Genomic DNA, 23159 nt, shown 5'->3' on the forward strand with positions numbered 1-23159 from the left:
GTTGACAACGGTTTCCATCTTTGTTGAAAATGACTGTCATGAACGTACGACGTCACACCCGGTCCCGCGCGCAGCGCCAAATACCCGCCGCCGCGGTCGCCGCGGTCACCGCACTCGGGATCGGCTCGCTGTCCGCCTGCTCCGGCGACAAAGCGGTCGCGGCCAACACGAGCAAGTTCGACGTCGTCGCGTCCTTCTACCCGATGGCCTTCCTCGCCGAGCGGATCGGCGGCGGCCACGTCCACGTCACCACCCTCACCTCGCCCGGCCAGGAGCCCCACGACCTGGAGATCAGCCCCCGGCAGATCGCCTCGCTGGAGGAGTCCGACGCGGTGCTGTACCTGAAGAACCTCCAGCCGTCCGTCGACGACGCCGTGGCCCAGTCCCCGGTCGCGACGAAGATCGACGCGGCCTCCCTGACCACGCTGGAGGAGCACGGCAGCGAGGTCGGCGGCCACGCGCCCGGGCACGACCACGAGGGCGGGGAATCCACCGGCAAGGACCCGCACATCTGGCTCGACCCGGTGCGCTACGCCCAGGTCGCCGAAGGCGTCGGCAAGGCCTTCGAGAAGGGCGACCCGAAGCACGCCGCCGACTACAGGAAGAACACCGCGGCCCTGGTGAAACAGCTGAACGGCCTGAACACGGAGTTCGAGGACGGCCTCGCCCACACCAGGAGCAAGGTCTTCATCACCACGCACGCCGCCTTCGGCTACCTCGCCGAGCGCTACGGGCTCACCGAGGAGGCCATCACCGGCCTCGACCCCGAGTCCGAGCCGAGCGCCGCCCGCGTCCGGGACCTGGAGAGGATGGCCAGGGCCGACGGCGTCTCCACGGTCTTCTACGAGACGCTCGTCAGCGACAAGACCGCCAGGACCATCGCGAAGGACGCGGGCCTGAAGACCGACGTCCTCGACCCGATCGAGGGCATCACCGGCAAGTCCCGCGGCACGGACTACTTCGCGGTCCAGCGGGCCAACCTCAAGGCGCTCCAGCAGGCGCTGGGCGCCAAGTGACAGGAGACGAGATGACCAGCGAGCCTGTCATAGCCCTGCGCGGCGTGACCGCCGAACTCGGCGCGCGCCCCGTACTGCGCGGCATCGACCTCACCGTCGGCCGCGGCGAGGTCGTCGCGCTGCTCGGCGCGAACGGTTCCGGCAAGTCCACGGCGATCCGCACGATCATCGGCCAGGTGCCGGTGAGCGGCGGCACGGTCGAGCTGTTCGGCACCCCGCGCCGGTCCTTCCGGGACTGGGCGCGCGTGGGCTACGTACCGCAGCGGACGACGGCCGCGGGCGGGGTCCCGGCGACGGTCACCGAGATCGTCTCCTCGGGCCGCCTGTCCCGCACCCGCTTCGGCGTCTTCCGCAGGAGCGACCGGGAGGCCGTGCGCTGTGCCCTGGAGCTGGTCGGCATGGCGGACCGCGCCAAGGACTCCGCGGGCGCCCTCTCCGGCGGCCAGCACCAGCGCGTGCTGATCGCCCGCGCGCTGGTCGCCGAGCCCGAGCTGCTGATCATGGACGAGCCGATGGCGGGCGTCGACCTGGCCAGCCAGGAGATCCTGGCGCGCACCCTGGAGCAGCAGGTCGCGGCCGGTACGACGGTCCTGCTCGTGCTGCACGAACTGGGCCCGCTGGAGCCCCTGATCGACCGGGCGGTCGTCCTGCGCGACGGCTGCGTGCTGCACGACGGCCCGCCCCCGCGCGCGGTCGGCCAGCACGCCCTGCCCGGCCACGACCACGTACACCCGCACGCACCCGCGGGCGCCGAACCGATCCGCACGGGACTGCTGAGCTGATGGACTTCCTGAACTACGCCTTCATGCAGCGGGCGCTGCTGGCCGCCGTGCTGGTCGGCATCACCGCGCCCGCGATCGGCATCTACCTGGTCCAGCGCCGCCAGGCCCTGATGGGCGACGGCATCGGGCACGTGGCCATGACGGGCGTCGGCCTCGGCTTCCTGCTGTCCACGTCGCCCGTGTGGATGGCGACGGCCGTCTCCGTCCTGGGCGCGGTCCTGATGGAACTGATCCGCTGGTACGGCAGGACCCGCGGCGACATCGCCCTGGCCATGCTGTTCTACGGCGGTATGGCCGGCGGCGTCATGCTGATCAACCTGGCGCCGGGTGGCTCCACCGCCAACCTGACGTCGTACCTGTTCGGCTCCCTGTCGACGGTGTCCGAGTCCGACGTGACCGCGATCTGCGTGCTCGCCGCGTTCGTCCTGCTGGTCACGCTGGGCGTGCGCCGCCAGCTGTTCGCGGTCAGCCAGGACGAGGAGTTCGCGCGGGTCACGGGCCTGCCGGTGCGCGCGCTGAACCTGCTGACGGCGGTCACCGCGGCCGTCACCGTGACGGTCGCCATGCGGGTCGTCGGCCTGCTGCTGGTGTCCGCGCTGATGGTCGTCCCCGTGGCGGCGGCGCAGCAGCTCGCCCGCAGCTTCACCGTCACCTTCGTCACCGCGGTGGCGATCGGGGTGGTGGTGGCCGTCGGCGGCACGGTCACGTCGTACTACCAGGACGTCCCGCCCGGCGCCACGATCGTCCTGCTCACCATCGCCGCGTTCCTCGCGCTGACCGCGCTGGCCGGTTCGCTGGCCCGGCGACGCGCCCGCGCGGCCGCCGCGGCCCGGCCCGCCGGGGACCCCGCGGAGTGCGTGATTCCGGCCGCGCGGGGTGCCGGAGAGGAAGCCGGCGTCTGACCGCGGACGGCCCGGGCTGGCACAATGGCCCGGGCAGCAGCAGACGTGAGGAGGCAACGGTGACGACCGCTGGACCGCCCGTGAAGGGCCGCGCGACCCGCCAGCGTGCAGCCGTGGCGGCGGCCCTGGACGAGGTCGACGAGTTCCGCAGCGCGCAGGAACTGCACGACATGCTCAAGCACAAGGGCGACTCCGTCGGCCTGACCACGGTCTACCGCACCCTCCAGTCCCTCGCCGAGGCCGGCGAGGTCGACGTCCTGCGCACGTCCGACGGCGAGTCCGTCTACCGCCGCTGCTCCAGCGGCGAACACCACCACCACCTGGTCTGCCGCGCCTGCGGCAAGGCGGTGGAGGTGGAGGGCCCGGCGGTGGAGAAGTGGGCCGAGGCGATCGCCGCCGAGCACGGTTACGTCAACGTGGCCCATACCGTGGAGATCTTCGGCACGTGTGCCGACTGCGCCGGCTGCGCCCAGGGCTGACCGCCCGGGCGCCCGCCCCGGCTCAGCCGCGCCCGAAGCAGCGCTCCAGCTCGTCCAGGTCGTAGAAGGCGCTGCCCTTCGCGACCGGGCGGCAGCCCTCCTTGAACGCCGTCTCCTTCTCGTTGTAGAGCATCCGCACCAGCCAGCGGCCGCCCCCGCGGTAGACGTCCCACTGGATGTTCGCGCCCAGCGGGGAGACGGCGGCGCCCCGCCACGGGTTGTCCGCGTAGGTGTACGGCTCCCCCGGCGCCGCCGGCTTCGTGCTGCCCGGCAGACCCATCAGCGCGGCCAGCGGGATGATCTCCTCGGCGTGGGTGAAGCGCAGCTCGGCGCCGAGCCGGCTGGTGCCGGCGCGCTTGGCCTCCACCTGCCGGAACAGGTCGTCCAGCAGGACGTCCGCCATCTTGTAGGTGATGTCGCTGCCGGCGAAGCCGGGACCCTTCTCGTAGAAGTCCTCCGCGTCCCCGAGGTACCCGAACCAGGCCGCGTCCGCGGGGGAGACGAAGCGCTCCATGCCCCAGCCGGCGCCGCCCGGGCTCTCCTCGGTCATCGCGGGGGCGATGGCGTACAGGTTGTAGACGGCCTCCGCGGCACCCGCCTGGTCGGTGATCCGCTCCACGAAGGCGTCCTTGAAGATCTTCCGCAGCACGCTGCGGGCGGCCTGCCGCGTCCGTGCCTGGCCGGTGATCCGGCTCAGGGTGTCCTTGAGGCGCTGGTCGCCCGCGATGTAGTCGCGGTAGGCGGCACCGCCCGCCGCCTTGTGGAAGTACAGCAGGTCCTTGTCGGTGCGGGCCGGCCCGATGAGCGGCTCCAGCGCCGGGTCGGCCCCGGCGAGGGCGTCCGTGAACGCGGTGCCGCTGTCCACGGCCCGCCCCTGCCCCGAGGTGACGACGTCGATCCGCTCCCCGTCGTCCGCGATCTCCTTGAACAGGGCGGGCAGCCGCCGCTGCATGCGGACGGCCGTGTCCGCCAGCTCCCGCTTGCCGCGCCCGCTGAGGTTGCCGTAGCCGACCTCGGCCATGGCGGCTTCCAGGGCGCGGACCGTCGGGCCGAACTCCTCACCCTTGCGCGTGAGTTGTCCCTCCGCCTCGGCCTTGTCCCACAGCGCGAGGACCAGGTCCCCGTCCTCGCTGTCCGTGGCCGCGCGGGAGCCGTGCCGGGACACGTTCTCGGTGAAGACCGGCTCGAACCCGGCCGGGGGCCGCTGGTACCCGTGCGGGTCCTGCCGCGGCGCGTAGGGCGCCTTGGTGCCGTAACTCCCGCGGTGCGCGGGCCCTTCCGCCGCGTGCGCGGGCAGGGCGGCGAGCAGCAGGGCGCCGAGGGCGAGGACAGGGGTCAGACGTCTCATGGGTCCCGTATCCTCGGCGGCCCGCGTGAACCCCCGGTGGCTACGAGGTGGAATCGCCCTTCATGGCGGCTTCCATGGCGAGCAGTTGCTCGTTCGGGACGGCGCCGCCGAAGCGGCGGTCGCGGGAGGCGAACTCGACGCACGCCCGCCACAGGTCACGGCGGTCGAAGTCGGGCCACAGCACGTCCTGGAAGACCATCTCGGCGTACGCGCTCTGCCAGAGCAGGTAGTTGGACGTGCGCTGCTCACCGCTCGGCCGCAGGAACAGGTCGACGTCCGGCATGTCCGGGTAGTACAGGTACTTCTGGACGGTCTTCTCGTTCACCTTGGACGGGTCGAGCCGGCCCGCCTTCACGTCCTCGGCGAGCCGCTGCGCCGCGTCGGCGATCTCCGCACGGCCGCCGTAGTTCATGCAGAAGTACAGGGTGAGCAGGTCGTTGCCCTTGGTCTGCTCCTGGGCGACCTGGAGCTCCTTCGCCACCGACTTCCACAGCTTCGGCATCCGGCCCACCCAGCGCACCCGGACGCCCAGTTCGTCGAGCTGGTCGCGGGTCTTGCGGATGAAGTCCCGGTTGAAGTTCATCAGGAAGCGGACCTCCTCCGGCGACCGCTTCCAGTTCTCGGTGGAGAAGGCGTACAGGGAGATGTTGCGGACGCCGATCTCGATGGAGCCCTGGAGCACGTCCAGCACCCGCTCGGCGCCGACCTTGTGCCCCTCGGTGCGCGGCAGCCCCCGCTCCTTGGCCCACCGCCCGTTGCCGTCCATGACGATCGCCACGTGCTCCGGGACCAGCTCACCCGGGAGCTTGGGCGCGCGGGCACCGGAGGGGTGCGGCTCCGGCGCCCTGTACTCGCGCCGCTGGCGCCCCAGGATCCCGCGTACGACCATGTGCTTCTCGTCTCCTCGAACGTGCCGTGGTTACTTCTCTACGTACCGCAGGGAGCGCAGCCCGCGCTCCAGGTGCCAGTGCAGGTAGGCGGACACCAGCCCGCTGCCCTCGCGGACGTACCGTGCCTCGCACGCGTCCGCCGTCTCCCAGTCTCCCGTAAGCAGCGCCCCCAGCAGCACCAGGGTCTGCGGGGACGGTACGACACTGCCGGGCACCCGGCAGTCGGCGCAGACGGAGCCGCCGGAGGCCACGGAGAAGAACCGGTTGGGGCCGGGCATCCCGCACTTCGCGCAGTCGCCGAAGCTGGGCGCGTAGCCGTTGACGGCGAGGGAGCGCAGCAGGAAGGCGTCGAGGACGAGGTGCGGCGCGTGCTCGCCCCGGGCGAGCGTCCGCAGGGCCCCGACCAGCAGCAGGTACTGCTGGACGGCCGGCTCGCCCTCGTGGTCCGTGAACCGCTCGGCCGTCTCCAGCATGGCGGTTCCGGCGGTGTAGCGCGCGTAGTCGGTGACGATGCCGCCGCCGTAGGGCGCGATGGTCTCGCTCTGCGTGCACAGCGGCAGTCCGCGTCCGACCAGCTCGCTCCCCCGCGCGAAGAACTGCACGTCGACGTGGGAGAAGGGTTCGAGCCGGGCGCCGAACTTGGACTTCGTACGCCGCACGCCCCGGGCGACGGCCCGCACCCGGCCGTGGCCGCGGGTGAGCAGCGTGATGATCCGGTCCGCCTCACCCAGCTTCTGGGTGCGCAGCACGATGCCGTCGTCGCGGAACAGACTCATGGCCCCATTCTCGCCCATGCCGGGGGCGGCGCCGTCGCGCGCGGGGCGGTGCGGCCGGGCCGACGGTGAGCGGGGTCGCCCCGGCCGGGGTGGAGGTGGCCGCCCGGAGCCCGTCGGACAGCTCGGCCGGGGCCGGACCGGAGGGACCGGAGCCGGCCGCGCGACGGCGCGACGGCGTGGGCCCCAGGGCGGACGCGAGGGCGCGTGCGCGCCGGTGCGCGGTCGCTCGGTCGGTGGCGCGCAGGGGCGTCCGCTCCTCGCCGGACAGGCCCCCTCCGGGCGCGGCCGGTGTCAATCTCCCCTCGTTGCGGGCCCATTGGTGCGACCTCTGGCGGATGCGCCATTCGTGTGTGCCGTCTTGACCGGTTCCGGGGGCCCTCCTATGGTCGCGCTACCGGTCGGACGTAGGACGTAGGACGTCGTATCACCCCCCGCCCTCACCCCTCCCCCACCCCCCTGCTGGAGGACCCGTGCGCGACGACGTGAACCCCGGCGTACCGGCACCGCTTCGCCGGCAGTTCCTGAAGTACTCCGGCGCGCTCGGCGCCGCCGCCGCCCTGCCCCCCGCGCTGGCCGCCTGTTCCGCCGGTCCGCAGTCGACGAACGACACCGGAGGCGGTGGCAGCGGCAAGGACCGGACGCTGACCGCCGTGATCGGGTACGGCAACGACGGCAGCTGGGACCCCACGCAGACCGCGTCGGCGTTCGCGATGGCCGCCAACAACCACATCTACGAGGGGCTGCTGGACACGGACCCGATCACCCGGGAGCCGTATCCGGCGCTGGCCACCGCGATCCCCCGCGACCCGTCCGCCACCACCTGGCGGTTCTCGCTGCGCCCCGGTGCCACCTTCCACGACGGCAAGCCCGTCACCGCCGACGACGTCGTGTTCGTCTTCGACCGGATCCTCGACCCGGACACCCAGACGCTCGCCAAGGGCTTCTTCGCCCCCTGGCTGGACTCCGTGCGGAAGATCGATGCCCGGACGGTCGAGCTCGTCCTCAAGTTCCCCTTCCCGGACGGTCTGTCCCGGCTCACCCTCGCCAAGGTCATGCCCCGGCACGTCTTCTCCCGGCCCGGCGCCTGGGACGACGCGGTCAAGGGGCTGGCCGTGGGCTCGGGACCGTACCGGCAGACCGCGCACCACCCGAAGTCGAACACCGCCTTCGAGGCGTTCGCCGCCTACAACGGTCCCCGCAGGCCCGCCTTCCGGAGGATGAACTGGCTGACCATCGTGGACGCGGCACCCCGCGTCGCGAAGATCTCCGGAACCGGCGCCGGCGCGCAGATCGCCGACAACATCCCCTACGCCAACATCCCCCGGCTGGAGCAGGGCGGGCTGAAGGTGGCCGGCGGCGCCGGGATGAACAACCTCTTCCTGATGTTCAACACCCGGCACAAGCCCTTCGACGACGTCCGCGTCCGCCAGGCGCTGCACTACGCCATCGACACCGAGAAGATGGTGCGGGTCGCGCTGAAGGGCCACGGCAGGCCCGCGTCCTCGTTCCTCAACGAGGGCAATCCGGGCTACCGCCGGGCCGCGACCGTCTACGACCACGACCCCGGCAAGGCCAAGGCCCTGCTGAGGGCCGCCGGTGTCACCGGCCTCAGGGTCGAGATCCTCGCCGTCAACGTCAGCTGGATCGTGGACTGCCTGCCGACCATCAAGTCCTCCTGGGACGCGATCGGCGTGCGGACCACCCTGGCGCCGCAGGAGACCACGGCCGTCTTCACCAAGATGGACCAGAAGCAGGACTACCAGGTGGTCGCTGCGGCCTCCAACCCCAACCAGTTCGGGCGCGACGCCGACCTGATCATGCACTACAACTACGGGCCCGGGAACCTGTGGATGCGGTACACGCGGTGGGAGGGCCACCCCGTCGCCCAGCGGCTCTTCCGGGACATGGACCGGGCGACCCGGGAGCCGGACCCCGCGCGGAAGAAGGCGATGATCCAGGACTACGTCGACGTCGTCGCCGAGCAGGCCGTGCTCTACCCGGTCGTCCACAACGAGCTGATGACCGCCTGGGACCCGCGCGAGCTCAGCGGGATACGGGCCCAGCCGTACCCGGGGATCAACGTGCTCCAGGCCAAGTGGACCTGACGGCATGACGACCGTCGTACGGATCCTGCTGCGCCGCGTCGCCCTGCTCGTGCCCCTGCTCCTCGGCATCGTGCTCTTCGTGTTCCTGGTGATGCGGTTCTCGGACGCCGACCCGGCGTCCGCGTTCTTCCAGGGCGCCAACCCGACCCCCGGGCAGCTCCACGAGTTCCGGGAGCGCAACGGGCTGCTGGACCCGCTGCCCCTGCGGTACGCGCACTTCGTCGGCGACCTGCTCCACGGCGACCTCGGCACCAGCGCCCTCACCCGCGCGCCCGTGGCCGGCCAGGTCACCACCGCGCTGCCGCTCACCCTCCAACTGACCTTCCTCGGTCTCGCGCTCGCGGTCGTGCTGGCGCTGGCGGGCGGGGTGACGGCGGCGGTGTACCGGGACCGGCTGCCGGACCAGGTCATCCGGGTCGTCTCACTGGTCGGGGTGGCCGCGCCCGGCTTCTGGCTGGCGCTGCTGATGATCCAGTACCTGGCCGTGGACCGGGGCTGGTTCCCGACCGGCGGCTACATCAACCCCGCCGACTCCCTCACCGGCTGGCTGAGGACCATGGCCCTGCCCGCGTTCGCGCTGTCCCTGCCGGTCGCCGCCCAGCTCACCCGGATCGTGCGGACCTCCGTGGTGGAGGAGCTGGACAAGGACTACGTCCGGACGGCGATCGGCAACGGGCTGCCGCCCCGGGTCGTCGTCGGCCGCAACGTGCTGCGCAACGCGCTCGTCAATCCGCTCACCGTGCTCGGGCTGCGGGTCGGCTACCTCCTCGGCGGTGCCGTCGTCATCGAGACGATCTTCTCGCTGCCCGGCATGGGCAAGCTGATGATCGACGCCGTGCAGAACGGCGACCCGGCCGTCGTGCAGGGGGTCGTGCTGACCACCGCGACCGGGTTCGTCGTCGTCAACCTGGTCATCGACATCCTGTATCTGCTGGTCAACCCACGCTTGAGGGCGGCCTGATGATCACGCGCGCGCATCTCGGCAAGCGGTTCTCCCGGCCCGGCGGCGTCCGGCCGCGCGGCTGGCGCCGGCTGCCGCCGCTGTCCCGGGCCGCCGTCTGCTTCCTGGCCGTCGTCATCGTCGTCGCCGTCCTCGCCCCCGTCCTCGCCCCGCACGATCCGCTCGACCAGCAGGACCCGGCCGGCGGGACCGGGGCGCCGTCGGCCGCGCACTGGCTGGGGCAGGACAGCCTCGGCCGGGACGTCCTGAGCCGGCTGATGTACGGCGCCCGCTGGTCCCTCGCCATCGGGCTGGGCGCGACCGCGCTCGCGCTCGCCGCCGGCGCCGTCGTCGGGGCGCTGGCCGCCACCTCCCGCAAGGCGGTGGACGAGACGCTGATGCGCTGCCTGGACGTGGTGATGGCGTTCCCGGGCATCGCGCTCGCGGCCGTGCTGGTGGCCGTGTTCGGCGGCGGCATCGGCGTGCTGATCGGTGCGATCGCGTTCCTCTTCACCCCGCCCGTGGCACGGGTCGTACGGGCCAATGTGCTGGACCAGTACGGCGAGGACTACGTCACCGCCGAGCGGGTCATCGGTGCCCGCACCCCGCACATCGTGCTGCGGCACGTGGCCGTCAACTGTGCCGCGCCGGTGCTGGTGTTCTGCACGGTCCAGGTCGCCGAGGCCATCGTGTTCGAGGCGTCGCTGTCCTTCATCGGCGCGGGCGTGCGGCCCCCGGACCCGTCCTGGGGCAGTGTCATCGCCGACGGCAAGAACATGGTGCTGACCGGCGGCTGGTGGGCGACCGTCTTCCCCGGGCTGCTGATCCTGCTCACCGTGCTGGCGCTGAACATCCTCTCCGAGGGCGTCTCGGACGCGTGGGCGGCGCCCGCGCCCCGCGAGGTGGACGGGCCCCCGGCGGACCGCCTGGAGACCCCGGAACCCGGCACCGGCGAGGTGCTGCCGCTGCCCGGTCTCACCGAGGCCGCCCGGCGGCTGCGCGCCCGGGCCCGGCCGCTGCCGGACCGCGGCGGACAGCCGGTGCTCGCCGTGGAGGACCTCGCCATCGGCTTCCCGGACCGGCACCGGGGCGTGGACATCGTGGCCGGGGTCGGTTTCGAGGTGTACCCCGGTGAAGTGCTGGGGCTGGTGGGCGAGTCGGGCTGCGGGAAGTCGCTGACCGCGCTGACCGTGATGGGGCTCCAGCCGAAGGGCGCCCGGGTCGGCGGCCGGGTCCGGTTCCGGCAGCGGGACCTGCTGGCCGAGCCGGCGCGGGCGCGGCGGCGGCTCCTCGGCCACGAGATGGCCATGGTGTACCAGGACGCCCTGTCCTCCCTGAACCCGGCCATGACCGTCCGGGCCCAGCTGAAGCAGCTCGTCCGGCGCGGCGGCAGGCGCGGTCCGCGCGAGCTCGTGGAGCTGGTCGGCCTGGACCCCGACCGCACCCTGAGCAGCTATCCGCACGAGCTGTCCGGCGGGCAGCGCCAGCGGGTGCTCATCGCGATGGCCCTCTCCCGCGACCCCGCGCTGATCGTCGCCGACGAGCCGACCACCGCCCTGGACGTCACCGTGCAGGCCCAGGTCATGGAGCTGCTGCTCAGGCTGCGGGCCGAGCTGGGCTTCGCGCTGATCCTGGTCTCGCACGACCTGGCGCTGGTCGCCGACGTCACCGACCGGGTGGTGGTGATGTACGGCGGGCAGATCGTGGAGACCGGGGTGACCGCCGGCCTGGTGGCGGCACCGGCCCACCACTACACGCGCGGGCTGCTCGGCAGCGTGCTCTCGCTGGAGTCGGCCGCGGAGCGCATGACCCAGATCAAGGGGGTCGTACCGGCCCCGGCCGACTTCCCGGCGGGCTGCCGGTTCGCCGACCGCTGCCCGCTCGCCACCGAGGTCTGCCACACCACCGCCCCGGTCCTGACGGGCACCCCCGCCCACGCGGCCGCCTGCCACCACCCGGCGGTCGGCCTGGCGTCGGCGCAGAGCGAGGAGGCCCTGTGGTGAGCGCTGTCGTGGAGGTGCGGGAGGCGCACGTCGTCCACCGGGCGCGCAGCGGCGGCCTGTTCCGCCGGGACCGGGTGTACGCCCTGACCGGCGCGGATCTGCGCGTCGCGCCCGGTGAGACGGTCGGGGTGGTCGGCGAGTCGGGGTGCGGGAAGTCGACGCTGGCGAAGGTGCTGGTGGGCATCGAGCGGCCGGTGTCCGGGACGGTGGCGTTCCGGGGCCGGGACCTGTGGGCGATGCCGGCCGCCGAGCGCAGGGCCACGGTCGGCGCGGGCACCGGCATGATCTTCCAGGACCCGTCGACCGCGCTGAACCGCCGGCTGACGGTCCGCCGTATCCTGCGCGACCCGCTGGACGTCCACCGGCGCGGCACGCGGGCCGGACGCGAGGAACGGGTGCGGGAGCTGATGGCCCTCGTGGGCCTGCCCCGGGCGCTCGCCGACGCCCTGCCCGGACAGCTCTCCGGCGGACAGCGGCAGCGGGTCGCCATCGCCCGCGCGCTCGCCCTCGACCCGGACCTGGTCGTCGCCGACGAGCCGACCAGCGCCCTGGACGTCTCGGTCCGCGCGCAGATCCTCAACCTGCTGCTCGACCTGAAGGAGCGCCTCGGTCTCGCCCTGGTGTTCGTCTCGCACGACATCCAGACCGTACGGCGGATGAGCGACCGGGTGATCACCATGTACCTCGGCCGGATCGTGGAGGAGACCCCGGCGGACCGGGTCACCGGTGCGGCCCGGCACCCGTACACCCGCGCCCTGTTCTCGGCCACGCCGGGCCTGCTGGACCCCGTCGAACCGATCCCGCTGACCGGGCCCGTCCCCTCGGCGGCCCGCCCGCCGAGCGGCTGCCCGTTCCGCACCCGCTGCTGGAGGGCCGACGGGGTCTGCGCCGCGTCGATGCCGGACTTCTCGGCCGCGTCACGGCCCGGACACCGCTACCGGTGCCACCATCCTGTGCAGGAGGACCAGCCGGTCCGAGACCCAGCGCCCCAGGAGCCGTGAATGACCCTTCCGACCCCGCTCACCGGTGTCGTCCCGCCCGTCTGCACGCCCCTGACGCCGGAACGCGAGGTGGACGTGCCCTCGCTGCTGCGCCTGGTGGACTTCCTGGTGGAGGCCGGGGTGCACGGGCTGTTCCTGCTGGGCTCGACGTCGGAGGCGGCCTTCCTGACGGACGCGCAGCGCGAGCGGGTGGTGGCGGCCGTGACCGCGCACGTGGGCGGTCAGCTCCCCGTGCTCGCCGGGGCCATCGACATGACCACCCCGCGCGTCCTGGACCACGTGGCGGCGGTCACCTCGGCGGGCGCGCGGGCCGTCGTCGTCACCGCGCCGTTCTACGCCCGCACCCACCCGGCGGAGATCGTCCACCACTACCGCCGGATCGCCGCCGCCAGTCCGGTCCCGGTGATCGCCTACGACATCCCCGTCGCCGTGCACGCCAAACTCCCCGCCGACCTGCTGCTGGGGCTCGCCGGGGACGGCGTACTGGCCGGGGTCAAGGACTCCAGCGGGGACCTGGGGGCGTTCCGGGAGGTGGTCACCGGCGCCCGCGCCCACCCCGGGTTCAGCGTGCTGACCGGCTCGGAGCTGATCACCGACGCGGCACTGGCGCTGGGCGCCGACGGGGCCGTGCCGGGCCTGGCCAACGTCGACCCGCACGGATACGTGCGCCTGTACCGCCAGTGCCGGGCGGGCGACGCGGAGGGGGCGCGGGTCGAACAGGAGCGGTTGTGCGCGTTGTTCGGGATCACCGGTGTCGGCGACCCCGCGCGGATGGGCGGCAGTTCGGCGGCGCTGGGCGCGTTCAAGGCGGCGCTGCATCTGCGCGGGATCATCGACTGCCCGGTGACCGCCGAGCCGCAGGTCCCGCTGACCGGCGCGGAGGTCGAGCGCATCGGCAAGCTGATGGCGGCGGCGGGCCTGCTCGGCCTCGACGGCTAGTTCGTGCCGCGGACCCCGCCGGCGGGGACCGGAGCGTCCAGGCGGAGTCTGCGGAACCGAAGGGACTCGTACGGGCCGCGGACGCCGGTCTCGTAGAGGACGCCGATCGTGCCGGGGGCGAGCTGGACCAGGTCGGAGTAGGCGGCCGGGTGGTCGGAGAGGGTGAGCAGCCTGCGGAAGGTGCGGCCGGCGTCCGTGCTCGCCCACAGGGTCAGGGCGCGCCGTGCGGTCGGCACGGAGGGCGCGGAGAACAGCAGGGGCGCGCCCGGCTCGCGCGGCTGGAGGACGCTGCCCTGGACCACCGGGACGGCGTCCAGGGCGGGCTGGACGGCGTAGGGGCGGTCCAGGGTCAGGCCGCCGTCGCCGGAGTAGGTGTCGAGGCGGTTGCCGGGGGCGGTGCCGTTCTGGTCGCGGGAGCTGAAGTAGACGCGGCCGTCGGGGAGCTGCGCGGCGCTGGTCTCGTTGGCGTTGGTCACGCCGTCGTACCCGGCGTCCACGGCACCCAGCTGCCAGGTGCGGCCGGAGTCGTCGCTGTAGAGGACGTGTGCGCCGTAGTACCTGGCCTCCTGGCCGGTGTCCCGGGAGCCGGCGGGCGGGGCGGCGGAGTGGTCGGCGGGGACCAGCAGGCGGCCGGCGGCGCCCCCTCTGGGGGAATGCGGGCCGCGGGTGAGGGCGACGGCGTGGCCGGGACCGGTGGCGTACCAGCGCCAGCCGGGCCGGGTCACCCGGGCCGTGATGTCCCGGGGGGCGGTGAACCGGCGGCCGTCGTCCGAGCTGCGCTGCACGAAGATCCGGCGGCCCTGTTCCGGGGTGACCTCGCCGCGCATGATCCGTGCCTCCGTCACGGTCCCGCCGTTGGCGCAGGTGACCAGGACGACCGCGCCGGTGCGCGGGTCGACCACGGGCGCCGGGTTGCCCCGGGTGCGGCCCCGCCCGGCGGCCACCACGGTCAGCGGGCCCCAGGTGCAGCCGCCGTCGGTGGAGCGGCGCAGGACGACGTCGACGTCACCGGTGTCTCCCGCGCCGTCGCGCCGGCCCTCGGCGAAGGCCAGGACGGTGCCGCGCCGGGTCGTCACCACGGCCGGGATGCGGTAGGCGGCGTACCCGCCCCGCCCGGACACGTACGGCACCGAGGAGGCGCAGCCGGCGGGCGTCGCGTGGGCGGGCAGCCCGGTGGTGAGCGGGGCGAGGAGCGCCAGGCTGGTGAGCAGGGAGCGGCTGCGCGGGGTCACGCCCTGATGCTCCCCAGGATCACCGGGGCGGTCTTACTCCGTCCGGGTGATCAGGGGCGGGTCGCCGGGGACGGGGGCCGGGCGGCCGGTCACCGCGGTGGTCAGGACGGGGTCCGGGCCGCGGCCAGGAGGCGGGTCACGTCGTCGGAGCAGATGGTGAGGGCCGCGCCGACGGTGGCGAGGGCGTCGCGTTCGGCGGGGGTGTAGGGGCCGTCGGCGAGGGCGATGCGGGCGGCCTGGAGCAGCAGGGACTCGCGTCCGGCCGGCGCCAGGTGCGGGGCGAGCGGGTCCAGGGACTCGTGCAGCTCTATGGTCAGCCCGGCCCCGCACGGCTGCTCGAAGTACCGGCCGGTGTCGGCGGCGAGGGCGTCGACCAGGGCGGCCAGCTGGTCCTCGGTGCACTCGGCGAAGCCGGCCGCGCGGACCGTGGCGGCGGCCGTCTCCAGGGCCGTACGGGAACCGGTGCCGCCCGCGGCGAGCACGGCGAGGGCGACGGTGTGCACGGCGTCCCGGAGCATCGCGGAGAACCGGCGGGTGGTGGGGTGGTCCAGCACCTCGGTGCCGAAGTGGTGCTCGCAGGCCGCGCACTCCACGACCGGTCCGGCCGTCCCGCGCGGCAGCACGGGCACGCCGAGCAGGGTGAGCCGGCGTCGTCCGGTGAGCCGCTGGTAGTTGCGGTCGCCGCCGCAGCCGGGGCAGAAGAACTCGCCGTCGCCCACGGCCGTCCACGCGGTGCGGGTGCCCAGGATGCGCGCAGCCCTGGCGGCTTGGCCGTCTCGTCCCCGTACTGGCAGCACGTCGCACCTCCGTAACCGCACGGCAACATCGCCGCGCTGGCGTGATGTTAGCCACATCACCGAGGCGGAGTCAGTACCCCGTAAGAGACCTTTCTGTGACCTGGGGGGCGCGTTGGCCGGAAACAGACGATCCCCGCCCACCGGTGCACGGCGGGCGGGGACCTGTGAACGCCGGGGCGGGACCGCGTCTTGGCCCGCTGCCCGGCGAAGTGCTAGCGCGTCGCGCGGTTCACCGCGGAGACGACCGCCTTCAGCGACGCACGCGTCGTGTTCGCGTCGATGCCGATGCCCCACAGGACCTTGTCGTCGATCGCGCACTCGATGTAGGAGGCGGCCTGCGCGGAGGCTCCCTCGCTCATCGTGTGCTCCTGGTAGTCCAGCAGGCGTACGTCGATGCCGATGGACTGCAGGGCATCGAAGAAGGCCGAGATCGGACCGTTGCCGGAGCCGGTCAGGACCCGGTCCTCGCCGTCGACGGTGGCCTCGACGGTGAGGGTGTCCACACCGTCGGTGTCGGTGGTCGACTGGCCGGTCCTGACCTGGACGCGGCCCCACGGGTTCGCGGGGTTCGGCAGGTACTCGTCCTGGAAGACCTCCCAGATCTCCTTCGGCGTGATCTCGCCGCCCTGGGCGTCGGTCTTCGCCTGGATGATCTTCGAGAACTCGATCTGCATCCGGCGCGGCAGGTCGAGCTTGTGGTCGTTCTTCAGGACGTAGGAGATACCGCCCTTGCCCGACTGCGAGTTGACGCGGATGACGGCCTCGTAGGAGCGGCCGACGTCCTTCGGGTCGATCGGCAGGTACGGCACCGCCCACTCCAGGTCGTCCACGGTGACCCCGCGGGCCGCCGCGTCGGCCTCCATGGCGTCGAAGCCCTTCTTGATGGCGTCCTGGTGGGAGCCGGAGAAGGACGTGTAGACCAGGTCGCCCACGTACGGGTGGCGCGGGTGGACCTCCATCTGGTTGCAGTACTCCCACGTACGACGGATCTCGTCGATGTCGGAGAAGTCGATCTGCGGGTCGACGCCCTGGGAGAACAGGTTCATGCCCAGGGTGACCAGGTCGACGTTGCCGGTGCGCTCGCCCTGCCCGAACAGGCAGCCCTCGACGCGGTCGGCGCCGGCCATCAGCGCCAGCTCGGCGGCGGCCACGGCCGTGCCGCGGTCGTTGTGCGGGTGGACGGACAGGCAGACGTACTCGCGGCGGCTCAGGTTGCGGTGCATCCACTCGAAGCGGTCCGCGTGCGTGGACGGCGTGGAACGCTCCACGGTGGCGGGCAGGTTGAGGATGATCTCGCGGCCCGGGCCCGGCTGGTAGACGTCCATCACCGCCTCGCAGACCTCCAGCGCGAAGTCCAGCTCGGTGTCGGTGAAGATCTCCGGGGAGTACTGGTAGCCGAACTCGGTCTCCGGGCCCAGCAGCTTCTCGGCGTACTCCATCACCAGGCGGGTGCCGTCGACGGCGATCTGCTTGATGTCGTCCTTGGAGCCGCGGAAGACGACCCGGCGGAAGACCGGGGCGGTGGCGTTGTACAGGTGGACGGTGGCGCGGCGCGCGCCCTTCAGGGACTCCACGGTCCGCTCGATCAGGTCCTCGCGGGCCTGGGTGAGGACGGAGATCGTCACGTCCTCGGGGATCGCGCCCTCTTCCTCGATGATCGAGCGCACGAAGTCGAAGTCGGTCTGGCCGGAGGCGGGGAAGCCGACCTCGATCTCCTTGTAGCCCATCTTGACCAGCTGGTCGAACATGCGCCGCTTGCGCTCGGGCGACATGGGGTCGATCAGGGCCTGGTTGCCGTCGCGCAGGTCGGTGGAGAGCCAGCGGGGTGCGGTGGTGATCCGCTTGTTCGGCCAGGTGCGGTCCGGGATGTCGACCTGCTCGTAGCGGCCGTACTTGTGGATCGGCATGGGGCTGGGCTGCTGGCGGTTGGCCATGATGGCGTGGGCTCCTCAGGATGTCCGGATATCCGAGTGGACGGCCGACGACGCAACGCCAAGCTCCGCGGGGAGGGAGTCGGCCTCGACTACAGGCCCTCGCCGCGGCAGCTAAGAAGAAGCAGCCATGAACGCATGATGCTCCGCAGCCTAGCCGAGCCGTTCCGGGTGCGCGGGCCTGTCCCAGTATGCGGGACCGCACGGCAAAACAGGACAAAAAGTGCGACATACCACATCGTCCTACCACACAGTCACGATCTGTCGCGGTTGGTGTCCTGGTATTTCACCAATCATGGTGGCAGGTAGTGACAGTCACATCACGCAGTGCAATGGTGCGGAACATGACGACCAACGGGGGCTTCCAGCCCGTCTTCTGCACGATCGTGCCGCCGCACGTCCTCGACCGGCTCGCCCGCAACGAGGACCCCGCGCTCTCCGGTCCGGCCCGCCGGTCGCTGGAGCACGACGCCTACCAGCGCACCAAGCGCCGCCTGACCACGGTGATCGGTGCCGCCTCCGCCGCCCCGCCCGCGGGCGCCGCCGCCGACAAGCCGCACCGCACCGTCTACGACGCCGGGCACTCCCAGGACCTGCCCGGCACCAAGGTCCGCGAGGAGGGCTCCGAGCCCGGCTCCGACGCCACGGTGAACCGCGCCTACGCGGGCCTCGGCGCCACCTTCGAGCTGTACCTCAAGGCCTACGGCCGGCACTCCATCGACGACAACGGGATGCCGCTCGACGCCACCGTGCACTTCGGCGAGAACTACGACAACGCCTTCTGGAACGGCGAGCAGATGGTGTTCGGCGACGGCGACAACGAGATCTTCCTCGACTTCACCATCCCGGTCGACGTCATCGGGCACGAACTGACCCACGGCGTCACCCAGCACACCGCGAACCTGGAGTACTACGGCCAGTCGGGCGCCCTGAACGAGTCGGTGTCGGACGTCTTCGGCTCGCTGATCAAGCAGTACACCCTCGGCCAGACCGCCGCCGAGGCCGACTGGCTGATCGGCGCCGGGCTCCTCGCACCGCGCGTCACCGGCACCGCCCTGCGCTCGATGAAGGCCCCGGGCACGGCGTACGACGACGACGTCCTCGGCAAGGACCCGCAGCCGGCGAAGATGGAGGACTACGTCCGCACGGGCCGCGACAACGGCGGCGTGCACATCAACTCCGGCATCCCCAACCACGCCTTCTACCTGGCCGCCACCGCCCTCGGCGGCTACGCCTGGGAGAAGGCCGGGCAGATCTGGTACGACGTGCTGACCGGCGGCGAGCTGAAGGAGGACGCCCTCTTCGCCGACTTCGCCACGCTGACGGCGAAGGCGGCCAGGGAGCGGTACGGCGCCGGGGACGAACTCCAGGCCGTGCAGAAAGCCTGGGGACAGGTCGGGGTGCGGACGCTGTAGTTCCGTACTACACAGAGACCCATGCGTATTCGAGTGCGGCGCACGGGCGGTTTCGCGGGGATCGAGCGCCGGGCCGAGGTGGACACCTCGGGCCGGCCCGACGCCCAGGAGTGGCGGTCCCTGGCCGAACGCGCCCTGGTGTCCGGCCGGGGCACCCCTCCGGCGGGCGTCCCGGACGGCTTCAGCTACGAGATCACGGTGGACGGCCGCACGGTGTACACGGCGGATCCCCTGCTGACCGAGGCCCAGCGGGAACTGGTCTCGCGGATCCTGAAGGAGGGCGCGTAACGGCCTTCCCGCGCACGGGCGTTGACTTCCGTTACCGCCGGTACGGATGATCCGGCCATGGCGACTGACACCGGCACGGCGATCCCCCGGTTCCCGCCCGGCTTCCTGTGGGGCGTGTCGACCTCCGCGCACCAGATCGAGGGCGCGGCCGAGGAGCGGGAGCCGTCCGTCTGGGACGTGTTCACGGCCGGGCCCGGGCGGGTGAAGGACGGCTCGACGGCGGCGGTGGCCTGCGACCACTACCACCGGTACCGGGAGGACGTGTCCCTCCTCGCCGGTCTCGGCGTGGACGCCTACCGCTTCTCCGTCTCCTGGCCCCGGGTGAACTCCCCCGGCGGCGCGGACTTCTACGACCGCCTGGTGGACGAGCTGTGCGCGGCCGGCGTCCGGCCGGTCCCGACCCTGTTCCACTGGGACCTGCCGGCGCACCTGGACTGGCTGGACCGGGACACGGCGGCCCGGTTCGCCGACCACGTGGCGGTGGTGGCGGACCGGCTCGGCGACCGGGTGCGCACGTGGATCACCCTCAACGAGCCCGCCGAACACACCCTCCTGGGGCACGCGATCGGCGCCCACGCCCCCGGCCGGCGCCTGCTCTTCGACGCCCTCCCGGTCGCCCACCACCAGCTCCTCGCCCACGGCCTCGCGGTCCGGGCCCTGCGCGCGGCCGGCGCCACGGACATCGGCATCGCCAACTCCCACGGCCCGGCCTGGCCCGCCTCACCGGAGCCGGCGGACGTGGAGGCGGCCGGCTTCTACGACCTGCTGCTCAACCGGCTGTTCGCCGAGCCGGTCATCCTGGGCGCGTACCCGGAGGGCATGGGCGAGCTGATGCCGGGGGACGCCGAGGCCGACCTGGAGGTGATCGCCGAGCCGGTCGACTGGTACGGCGTCAACTACTACGCCCCGACGCGGGTGGGCGCCCCGCAGGGCACCGACACCGAGTTCGGCGGACTGACGGTGCCGGCCGGACTGCCCTTCTCCGTGCGGGAGATCGAGGGCCGGCCGGTGACCGACTTCGGCTGGCCGGTCGTACCGGAAGGGCTGACGGAACTGCTCACCGGGTTCCGTGAGCGCTACGGCGACCGGCTCCCGCCCGTCGTCATCACCGAGAACGGCTGCTCCTACGAGGGCGTCGACGACCAGGACCGCATCGCCTACCTGGACGCCCACGTCCGTGCCCTGCACCGGGCGATCGAGGCCGGCGTCGACGTGCGCGGCTACTTCGTGTGGTCCCTCATGGACAACTTCGAGTGGGCCGAGGGCTACGCCCGCCGGTTCGGCCTGGTGCACGTGGACTTCGCGTCGCTGGAGCGCACGCCCAAGGCCTCCTACCACTGGTTCCGGGAGCTGCTGCGGGCGCAGCACCTGCCCTCATAGGGCGCCGGCGTCCCGCGCGGCCCACAGGGTCGGGAAGTGGGGCCGGTACCCCAGTTCGCGGCGGACGCGGTCGGTGGAGGCGATGCCGTACCAGGGGTCCGGGTCGGGTCCGTCCGCCGGCGGTTCCGCGCCGAGGAGCTGGTGGATCTCCAGCGCGGTGACGGGGGCGTCGTCGGCGATGTTGTAGACGCGACCGCCGGCGCCGGGGGCGTGCAGCAGGCGCAGCAGGCCCTGGGCGGTGTCGGCGACGTGCACCAGGTGGTGCCGCTTGGTGGCCGGCTGGGTCGCGGTCCAGCGGGTGATGCCCGGCAGGTGCGGGTCGCCCTCGCCGTAGACGAAGGCGAGGCGGCCGATCCGGACGTCCAGCCCCTCCAGCGCGAGCAGGCCGTGCTCGGCCTCCAGCTTGGTCTCCGGGTACGTCATCCACATGGGGCCGCCCGGCACGGACGGGTCGTCCTCGACGTGCGGCCGGCCGCGTCCCGCGCCGTACACCAGGATGGTGCTGGCCTGCACGAACCGCCGTACCCCGGAGGCGACGGCCGCCCGGCCCAGCTCCACCGCGGCGTCCCGGTTGACCGCCCGCATCTCCTCGTCCGGCACGCCCCGGAAGGAGGCGGCGATGTTCACGACGGCGTCCGCTCCGGTGAGCGCCTTGCCGAGGACGTCGGTGTCGCGCAGGTCGCCGACGACGACCTCGGCGCCGCGCTCGGCGAGGGCGGCGGCGCGGGTACCGTCGCGGACGATCACCCGCACCCGCTCGCCGGGCCGGGCCTGGGCGAGCAGCCGGGGGACGAAACCGCGGCCCACCTGTCCGGTGGCGCCGGTGACCAGGGTCAGCATGGTGGTGCTCCTTCTCGATCAAGTCTCGTTCGGTGCGCCCAGCCTCTGCGGTGGGCGGCGCCGCCGGGAGAGACCTCCTGATCGGGGGATCGGCAGTCCCTGGATAAGCCGGCCGGTCTGCCGCAGCCTGGAGGGGTGAACCGAGCCGAACTCGCCGACTTCCTGCGCCGTGGCCGCGCCCGTCTGGAACCGTCCGAGGTGGGCCTGGCGCCCGGCGCCCGCCGCCGCACGCCCGGACTGCGCCGGGAGGAGGTGGCGGCGCTGGCCGGGATGTCGGTCGACTACTACACGCGCCTGGAACAGTCCCGGGGCCCGCGTCCGTCCCGTCAGATGCTCACGGCGCTGGCACGGGCGCTGCGGCTGACGGACGACGAACGGGACCACCTGTTCCACCTGGTGGGCGAGGAGCCGCCGCGCCGTGACGCGGCCTCGGCCCATGTCCGGCCGGGGCTGCTGCTGGTCCTGGACCGGCTGTACGACTCACCGGCGCAGGTGGTCACGGACCTGGGGGCGGTGCTGGCACAGAACGCGCTGGCGAAGGCGCTGGTCGGGGACGTGCTCAGCCGTCCGCCACGCGAGCGGAACCTCACCCGCCGGTTCTTCCTGGATCCCACGGCTCGCGCGCTCTTCCCGCCGGAGGACCTTCCGGCCCACGCCCGGGACCATGTGGCCAACCTCCGCGCGGTGGCCGCGGCCCGCCCCGGCGACCCGGAACCGGCGGCCCTGGTGGCCGAACTCCGTGCGGGGAGCGAGGAGTTCGCCCGGCTCTGGGAGGAGCACGAGGTGTCCCTGCGCCGCCCGGGCACCAAGCGCTTCCTGCACCCGGTGGTGGGCCTGCTGGAACTGGACTGCGAGGTCCTGCTGAGCCACCACAGCCACCATCACCTGATCATCCACACGGCTCGCCCCGGCACGGAGTCGCACGAGCGGCTGGAACTGCTGCGGGTGGTGGGGACGCAGGACATGACCCCCATGGGAACCGTCGGTTAGTCAGAAACCCAGCCGGCGCAGCTGCTTGGGGTCGCGCTGCCAGTCCTTGGCCACCTTCACGTGCAGATCGAGGAAGACCGGCGTCCCGAGCAGTGCCTCGATGTGCTTGCGGGACTTGATGCCGACCTCCTTCAGGCGCTTGCCCTTGGGCCCGATGATGATGCCCTTCTGGCTGGGGCGCTCGATGTAGACGTTGGCGTGGATGTCCAGCAGCGGCCGGTCGGCGGGCCGGTCCTCGCGCGGCAGCATCTCCTCGACGACGACCGCGATGGAGTGCGGCAGCTCGTCCCGGACGCCCTCCAGCGCGGCCTCCCGGATCAGCTCGGCCACCATCACCTGCTCGGGCTCGTCCGTCAGGTCGCCCTCGGGGTAGAGCGCGGGTCCCTCCGGCAGCAGCGGTACCAGGAGGTCGGCCAGGAGGTCCACCTGCCTGGACCCGACCGCCGACACCGGGACGATCTCCGCCCACTCGATGCCCAGCTCCTTGCCCAGCTGGTCGACGGCGATGAGCTGTTCGGCGAGGGCCTTGGAGTCGACGAGGTCGGTCTTCGTCACGATGGCCACCTTCGGGGTCTTCCTGATCCCCGCCAGTTCCTTCGCGATGAACCGGTCACCCGGGCCGATCTTCTGGTCCGCCGGCAGGCAGAAGCCGATCACGTCGACCTCGGCCCAGGTGGTGCGGACCACGTCGTTGAGGCGTTCGCCGAGCAGCGTGCGCGGCTTGTGCAGCCCCGGGGTGTCGACCAGGATGAGCTGGGCGTCGGGCCGGTGCACGATGCCCCGTACCGTGTGCCGGGTGGTCTGGGGGCGGTTGGAGGTGATCGCCACCTTCTGCCCGACCAGAGCGTTCGTGAGGGTGGACTTGCCCGCGTTGGGGCGGCCCACGAAGCAGGCGAAGCCGGCGCGGTGGACGGCCTCGGCCGGCTGCTCGGAAGTCTGGGTACGAACGCTCATGCCGCCCATTCTCCCTGATCCACAGAGCGGCGCCGCACCACGGCCACCGCGCACCCCGCGCGGTGAGCTTCCGGAAACCCGCACGCAACGAAACGTCACGGAAACACACCCGTACGCGACCGGAAACGCACACCGGTGACCCTCTGACGCA

Annotated in this window: 21 protein-coding genes; 13 read left to right on the plus strand and 8 right to left on the minus strand. The window is 72.6% G+C overall.

Features of this window, described 5'->3' with window-relative positions; translation table 11 throughout:
• Positions 1-38: 38 nt before the first annotated feature.
• From AB0947_RS08495 to AB0947_RS08510, 4 genes are read left to right on the plus strand one after another with little or no spacing between them, the layout of a single operon-like run.
• The gene (locus tag AB0947_RS08495; protein WP_366749512.1) at positions 39-1016 is read left to right on the plus strand and encodes a metal ABC transporter substrate-binding protein; all 978 of its coding nucleotides are present in this window, start codon (positions 39-41) and stop codon (positions 1014-1016) included.
• Positions 1017-1027: 11 nt separating this feature from the next.
• The gene (locus AB0947_RS08500) at positions 1028-1798 is read left to right on the plus strand and encodes a metal ABC transporter ATP-binding protein (protein WP_366749513.1); all 771 of its coding nucleotides are present in this window, start codon (positions 1028-1030) and stop codon (positions 1796-1798) included.
• Positions 1798-2700, plus strand: a complete 903-nt coding sequence (locus AB0947_RS08505; protein ID WP_366749515.1) for a metal ABC transporter permease — start codon at positions 1798-1800, stop codon at positions 2698-2700. The genes AB0947_RS08500 and AB0947_RS08505 overlap by 1 nt, the downstream gene beginning before the upstream one ends.
• Before the next feature lie 59 nt (positions 2701-2759).
• A complete protein-coding gene (locus tag AB0947_RS08510; protein WP_366749516.1) occupies positions 2760-3179 on the plus strand; it encodes a Fur family transcriptional regulator in 420 nt (139 codons plus the stop codon).
• A 22-nt stretch (positions 3180-3201) separates the two neighbouring features.
• Here the strand turns inward: AB0947_RS08510 and AB0947_RS08515 are convergent, their stop codons facing one another.
• The 3 genes from AB0947_RS08515 to recO are packed head-to-tail and all read right to left on the minus strand — an operon-like array spanning position 3202 to position 6193.
• Positions 3202-4527: a histidine-type phosphatase gene (locus tag AB0947_RS08515; protein ID WP_366749517.1), complete on the minus strand. Its 1326-nt coding sequence runs from the start codon at positions 4525-4527 to the stop codon at positions 3202-3204.
• Between the two features lie 40 nt (positions 4528-4567).
• Positions 4568-5416, minus strand: a complete 849-nt coding sequence (locus tag AB0947_RS08520; RefSeq protein ID WP_366749518.1) for an isoprenyl transferase — start codon at positions 5414-5416, stop codon at positions 4568-4570.
• A gap of 30 nt (positions 5417-5446) precedes the next feature.
• The gene (gene recO, locus AB0947_RS08525) at positions 5447-6193 is read right to left on the minus strand and encodes a DNA repair protein RecO (protein WP_132783564.1); all 747 of its coding nucleotides are present in this window, start codon (positions 6191-6193) and stop codon (positions 5447-5449) included.
• Positions 6194-6663: 470 nt separating this feature from the next.
• Between recO and AB0947_RS08530 the strand changes: the two genes are divergently transcribed.
• From AB0947_RS08530 to AB0947_RS08550, 5 genes are read left to right on the plus strand one after another with little or no spacing between them, the layout of a single operon-like run.
• On the plus strand, positions 6664-8298 hold the full coding sequence (locus AB0947_RS08530) for an ABC transporter substrate-binding protein (protein ID WP_366749519.1): 1635 nt from the start codon (positions 6664-6666) through the stop codon (positions 8296-8298).
• 4 nt (positions 8299-8302) lie between these two features.
• The gene (locus tag AB0947_RS08535) at positions 8303-9259 is read left to right on the plus strand and encodes an ABC transporter permease (RefSeq protein WP_366749520.1); all 957 of its coding nucleotides are present in this window, start codon (positions 8303-8305) and stop codon (positions 9257-9259) included.
• On the plus strand, positions 9259-11241 hold the full coding sequence (locus tag AB0947_RS08540; protein WP_366749521.1) for a dipeptide/oligopeptide/nickel ABC transporter permease/ATP-binding protein: 1983 nt from the start codon (positions 9259-9261) through the stop codon (positions 11239-11241). Before AB0947_RS08535 ends, AB0947_RS08540 begins: the two co-directional genes overlap by 1 nt.
• Positions 11238-12242 (plus strand): ABC transporter ATP-binding protein, encoded by a 1005-nt coding sequence (locus tag AB0947_RS08545; protein WP_366749522.1) that lies wholly within the window; start codon positions 11238-11240, stop codon positions 12240-12242. The genes AB0947_RS08540 and AB0947_RS08545 overlap by 4 nt, the downstream gene beginning before the upstream one ends.
• Complete coding sequence (locus AB0947_RS08550; protein WP_366749523.1) at positions 12243-13181, plus strand: dihydrodipicolinate synthase family protein; 939 nt, start codon at positions 12243-12245, stop codon at positions 13179-13181. It begins immediately after the preceding gene.
• Here AB0947_RS08550 and AB0947_RS08555 read toward each other — a convergent pair.
• From AB0947_RS08555 to leuA, 3 genes are all read right to left on the minus strand, one after another.
• A complete protein-coding gene (locus AB0947_RS08555; RefSeq protein ID WP_366749524.1) occupies positions 13178-14413 on the minus strand; it encodes a sialidase family protein in 1236 nt (411 codons plus the stop codon). The genes AB0947_RS08550 and AB0947_RS08555 overlap by 4 nt on opposite strands.
• 101 nt (positions 14414-14514) lie before the next feature.
• Positions 14515-15210 carry a TerB family tellurite resistance protein gene (locus AB0947_RS08560; RefSeq protein WP_366749525.1) on the minus strand — a complete coding sequence of 232 codons (696 nt, stop codon included), beginning with the start codon at positions 15208-15210 and terminating at the stop codon, positions 14515-14517.
• Between the two features lie 212 nt (positions 15211-15422).
• Positions 15423-17144: a 2-isopropylmalate synthase gene (gene leuA, locus AB0947_RS08565; RefSeq protein ID WP_366749526.1), complete on the minus strand. Its 1722-nt coding sequence runs from the start codon at positions 17142-17144 to the stop codon at positions 15423-15425.
• A gap of 341 nt (positions 17145-17485) precedes the next feature.
• Between leuA and AB0947_RS08570 the strand changes: the two genes are divergently transcribed.
• The 3 genes from AB0947_RS08570 to AB0947_RS08580 are packed head-to-tail and all read left to right on the plus strand — an operon-like array spanning position 17486 to position 20224.
• Positions 17486-18556: a M4 family metallopeptidase gene (locus AB0947_RS08570; protein WP_366749527.1), complete on the plus strand. Its 1071-nt coding sequence runs from the start codon at positions 17486-17488 to the stop codon at positions 18554-18556.
• Between the two features lie 21 nt (positions 18557-18577).
• Positions 18578-18844 (plus strand): protealysin inhibitor emfourin, encoded by a 267-nt coding sequence (locus tag AB0947_RS08575; protein WP_366749528.1) that lies wholly within the window; start codon positions 18578-18580, stop codon positions 18842-18844.
• A gap of 57 nt (positions 18845-18901) precedes the next feature.
• Positions 18902-20224: a GH1 family beta-glucosidase gene (locus tag AB0947_RS08580; RefSeq protein ID WP_366749529.1), complete on the plus strand. Its 1323-nt coding sequence runs from the start codon at positions 18902-18904 to the stop codon at positions 20222-20224.
• Here AB0947_RS08580 and AB0947_RS08585 read toward each other — a convergent pair.
• Positions 20219-21064, minus strand: coding sequence for an NAD(P)-dependent oxidoreductase (locus AB0947_RS08585; RefSeq protein WP_366749530.1), 846 nt, complete (start codon positions 21062-21064; stop codon positions 20219-20221). The genes AB0947_RS08580 and AB0947_RS08585 overlap by 6 nt on opposite strands.
• Positions 21065-21199: 135 nt before the next feature.
• On the opposite strand from AB0947_RS08585, the gene AB0947_RS08590 reads away from it, so the two are divergent.
• A complete protein-coding gene (locus AB0947_RS08590; RefSeq protein ID WP_366749531.1) occupies positions 21200-22054 on the plus strand; it encodes a helix-turn-helix transcriptional regulator in 855 nt (284 codons plus the stop codon).
• On the opposite strand, the gene era is transcribed toward AB0947_RS08590, so the two are convergent.
• Entirely contained in the window at positions 22055-23008 is a 954-nt protein-coding gene (gene era, locus AB0947_RS08595) for a GTPase Era (RefSeq protein ID WP_366749532.1), read from the minus strand.
• Positions 23009-23159: the final 151 nt, after the last annotated feature.

This window comes from Streptomyces sp. NPDC047841 (assembly GCF_040704085.1).
Taxonomy (GTDB): Bacteria; Actinomycetota; Actinomycetes; order Streptomycetales; family Streptomycetaceae; genus Streptomyces; species Streptomyces argyrophylli.